The organism is uncultured Tessaracoccus sp. (assembly GCF_947255005.1).
GTDB lineage: Bacteria > Actinomycetota > Actinomycetes > Propionibacteriales > Propionibacteriaceae > Arachnia.
Map to the genome: position 1 here is coordinate 1 of NZ_CAMYFI010000107.1, position 4,352 is coordinate 4,352.

Here is a 4,352-nt window from a genome sequence, read left to right on the forward strand (position 1 = left end):
TTCCACCAGCCGCCACGCCGCTACCACCATCTACACCCTCAAACGCGAAGAGCCGGTGAAGGGCCTGGTGTAGGGATGTTTGGTCAATCTGCGTACGGATTTTGAAGTTTTTCTCCCTGCGTCTCGATGCGCGGCTTCGCCGCTACTCGACGGTCGGGGGAAGGCGCGGGCCGTTACTCGACGGCTGGGAGCCCCGGTGGTTGAGTAGCGAGCGAAGCTCGCGTATCGAAACCGATCCGCCAGATGATTTCGACACGCCGCCTATAGCGGCGGCTCAATCATCGGGGAAGGCGCGTATCGAAACCGCTCAGTGGTTGCGGATGGCGCGGTTCACGGCGCTCAGGATCGCCTTGAGCGACGAGTTGGTGATGCTCGGGTCGACGCCAACGCCCCAGAACACCCTGGCGTCGTTGTCAGTCCCGATCTCACACTCCACGTACGACGCGGCCTGGGCATCGCCGCCCGTGCTGAGCGCGTGTTCCTTGTAGTCCAACACTCGGATGTGCAGGCCGGCGCGGGTGAGCGAGTCGATAAATGCCGAGACGGGGCCGTTGCCTTCGCCCTCGTAGCTGATGTCCTGCCCACGGTCGTTGTTTACCACGGTGGTGAGCTTGAAAGTGCCGTTGCTATCCGTCGACGACACCTTCTCCAGCGACCACGCGCCCTCCGCGAGGTACTCCGTCGTGAAGATGTCGTAGATCTGCTGGGGAGATACCTCGCCGCCGACGGTATCGGTGTGCTGCTGTACGACGCGCGAGAACTCCATTTGCAAGCGACGTGGCAGGTCCATCTTGAACTCGGACTTCATCAGGTAGGCCATGCCGCCCTTGCCGGACTGCGAGTTCACGCGGATCACGGCCTCGTAGTTGCGGCCCACGTCGTGGGGATCAATGGGCAGGTAAGGTGCTTCCCAGGCGATGTCTTGGAGGCGCTTGTCTTGCTCTTCAGCCTGACGCTCGAGCTCTTCGAGTCCCTTCTTGATCGCGTCCTGGTGGGAGCCAGAGAAGGCCGTGTACACCAGGTCACCCGAGTACGGCTGGCGCGCCGGTACCGGCAGCCCCGTGCAGTACTCGACGGTGCGACGCACCTCGTCAATGTGCGAGAAGTCAAGCTCAGGATCAACCCCTTGCGTGTACAGGTTGAGTGCGAGGGTGACCAGATCAACGTTGCCGGTACGCTCGCCGTGCCCGAACAGACACCCCTCGACGCGGTCAGCGCCGGCCATCTGGCCGAGCTCCGACGCCGCCACCGCGGTGCCGCGGTCGTTATGCGGGTGGAGCGAGACGACCACGTGCTCCCTGTTATGCACATTACGGCAGAAGTATTCAATCTGGTCGGCGTACGTGTTCGGCGTCGAGCGTTCGACGGTGGCTGGCAGGTTGAAGATAATCTCGCGCTCGGCGGTCGGCTGCCACACATTGCCCACAGCATTGCATACCTCGACGGCGAAATCGGTGGGCGTTTGCGTGAAGATCTCCGGCGAGTACTGGTAGCCGAACTCCACATCGCTCAGGTACTTGTCGGCGTACTTCATCACCAGTTCGGTGCCAAACACGGCGAGATCTTTACATTCCTGCTCGCTCATGCGGAACACCACGCGCCTAAACAGCTCCGCCGTCGCATTGTACATGTGAATGGTGGCGCGACGAGCACCGACGAGCGACTGTGCCGTGCGCTCGATGAGATCTTCACGCGCTTGGGTCAGCACCGAGACGGTCACGTCGTCCGGAATGAGATCTTTCTCGATGAGCTGGCGGACGAAGTCGAAATCGGTTAGGGAAGCCGACGGAAACCCTATCTCAATTTCCTTGTAGCCGATCTCAGTGAGCAGCTGGAACATGCGCAGCTTACGGGTGGGGGTCATCGGGTCAATGAGGGCCTGGTTGCCATCACGCAGGTCGGTGCTGAGCCAGCGCGGCGCCTTCTCAATCTTCTTCGTGGGCCAGGTGCGGTCGGGCACATCGACGGGCGCGAACGGCGTGTACCGATGTACCGGCATGGGTGTGGGCTGCTGCACGGGTTTGGGCTGAATGCGGGTCATGGTGAATCTCCTGTGGAGGGGTGGGCATATGCGCCAGCGCATGACGATCACCGCAGCGAGGAGGCCGGCTATGTCGAGAAGGACTGAGCCTCGCTGCGGCAGACAAGAAGAATCTGATATGCCACACCGCTAACGTAGCGCACGTTCTCGCTCGCTAAGCGGCGTTGTCTCGGAACCCGGAGGCTCTCACGGCGTGGACCTGTCTCCCGCGCAACGTACTACTACATGTAGTTTCTGTCGTATGGAGGAGTACGCAACACTCAACTTCGACGATCGCAGCATCGCGCTACCCATCGTTACCGGCACGGAGGGCGAACGCGCCATCGACATCTCGTCGCTGCGCGCCGAGTCCGGCCTGACCACCCTCGACGAGGGGCTGGGCAACACTGCCTCATGCCGCTCCGCGATCACCTACATCGACGGTGAGCAGGGGATCCTGCGTTACCGTGGCATCCCGATCGAACAGCTGGCGGAGAAATCGTCGTTTATCGAAGTGGCGGAACTGCTGATCTTCGGCGGGTTGCCGTCGCCGGAGGAACGCCAGGAGTTCCGTACACTGCTCGAAGAGAACTCTGCCCTGCATCGCGACATGCGCAAACTCTTCGACGGGTTCCCCTCCGACGCGCACCCCATGGCCATGCTGTCTGCCGTCATCAATGGTTTGCAGGCGTACGACCTTCCGCAAATCAGCATCGACGATGAAGAGAGCTTCCGGCACGCAGCGGCCGTCCTTATCTCGAAGGTTCGTACCATCGCGGCGGCGTCCTATAAATCGCATCTTGGGCAGCCGCTGGTGTATCCGCGATTCGATCTCTCATATGCGGAAAACCTCCTGCACATGATGTTCACGCAGCCGTACAAGGAGTATGAGCCTACGCCAGAGGTGGCGCACGCGTTGAACATGTTCTTGGTGCTGCACGCCGACCACGAGCAGAACTGCTCCACCTCCACAGTCCGTATGGTCGCCTCCGGCGGGGCGAACCTCTACGCGGCCGTTTCGGCAGGAGTCTGCGCGTTGTGGGGTGATCGCCACGGCGGCGCGAATATGGCAGTGATCCAGATGCTGGAGCGCATCCGCGAGCAGGATATGCCCGTGAAAACCTACCTCGAGCAGGTGAAGCGCAAGGGCTCCGGGAAGCGGCTGATGGGCTTCGGGCACCGGGTGTACCGCAATTTCGACCCTCGCGCGCTCGTGCTCAAGAACGCCGCCGATGGGCTTCTGGATGCGATGTGCATCGACGACCCACTGCTCGATATCGCCCGCGAGCTGGAGACAGCCGCGCTCGAGGATGATTACTTCGCCGAGCGCAAGCTGTACCCGAACGTCGATTTCTACTCCGGCATCATTCTGCGCGCGATCGGCATCCCTCTCGACATGTTCACCGTCATGTTCGCCATCGGGCGCACACCGGGCTGGATCGCCCACTGGAAGGAAATCTCCGACGCCGAGCGCAAGCGCATCTATCGCCCACGGCAGATCTACGTCGGTGAAGGCAAAACGGATTGGCAGCCCAAGTCAGAGCGGAAATCCCGCTTCGGATGGTTTCCCGGCCGGCGCAAGAACTGAGCAATCATCCCTCAGGCTGAACCGAATCGACGGTGGCGCTGCACGAACGCGGCGACCGCCTCCCACAGGTCGCGACGGTCGAAGTCTGGCCACAACCGGTCGAGGAAAATCATCTCGGCGTAGGCCGACTGCCACAGGAGGAAATTCGACGTGCGCTGTTCGCCCGAGCTGCGCAGAAAGAGGTCGACATCGGGGATCTCCGGCTCGTCGAGGTACTTCGCGAAACGGGCCTCAGTGAGCCGGTCTGGGTCGAGTTTGCCCGCCTTCGCGAGACGGGCGATCTCGCGTGCCGCGTCCACGATCTCCGCTCGCCCGCCGTAGTTCACGCAGAACTGCAAGGTGAGCGTGGAGTTGTGTTTGCTCATCTCCTCGGCGACCTCCAGCTCGTTGATCACCGAACCCCAAAGCCGTGGGCGACGCCCAGCCCACCGAATTTTGACGCCGAGCTCGTTCAGCTCATCGCGGCGGCGATGGATCACGTCGCGATTGAAACCCATGAGCCAACGCACCTCCTCAGGGGAGCGCTTCCAGTTCTCCGTGGAAAAGGCGTAGGCCGACAGGTAGGGGATGCCCATCTCGATAGCGCCATGGATGACATCAAGCAGCGACGCTTCGCCGCGGGCGTGCCCTTCGGTGCGTTTCAGCCCGCGCTGCTTGGCCCAGCGTCCATTCCCATCCATGACGATGGCGACGTGGCGAGGCAGCGCAGCGGCGGGGATCGGCGGGGGAGTGGCACCGCTGGGG

Annotated in this window: 3 protein-coding genes; 1 reads left to right on the plus strand and 2 read right to left on the minus strand. The window is 62.1% G+C overall.

Going from position 1 to position 4,352, the window contains the following annotated elements; all coding sequences use genetic code 11:
* Positions 1-307: 307 nt before the first annotated feature.
* Complete coding sequence (gene leuA, locus Q0X61_RS12720) at positions 308-2,041, minus strand: 2-isopropylmalate synthase (RefSeq protein ID WP_297743200.1); 1,734 nt, start codon at positions 2,039-2,041, stop codon at positions 308-310.
* A 241-nt stretch (positions 2,042-2,282) separates the two neighbouring features.
* Here leuA and Q0X61_RS12725 point away from each other — a divergent pair, with 241 nt between their 5' ends.
* Positions 2,283-3,608, plus strand: coding sequence for a citrate synthase (locus tag Q0X61_RS12725; protein WP_297743202.1), 1,326 nt, complete (start codon positions 2,283-2,285; stop codon positions 3,606-3,608).
* A gap of 11 nt (positions 3,609-3,619) precedes the next feature.
* Here the strand turns inward: Q0X61_RS12725 and Q0X61_RS12730 are convergent.
* The coding region (locus Q0X61_RS12730) for an isoprenyl transferase (RefSeq protein ID WP_297743204.1) at positions 3,620-4,352 on the minus strand (733 nt) is incomplete at its 5' end.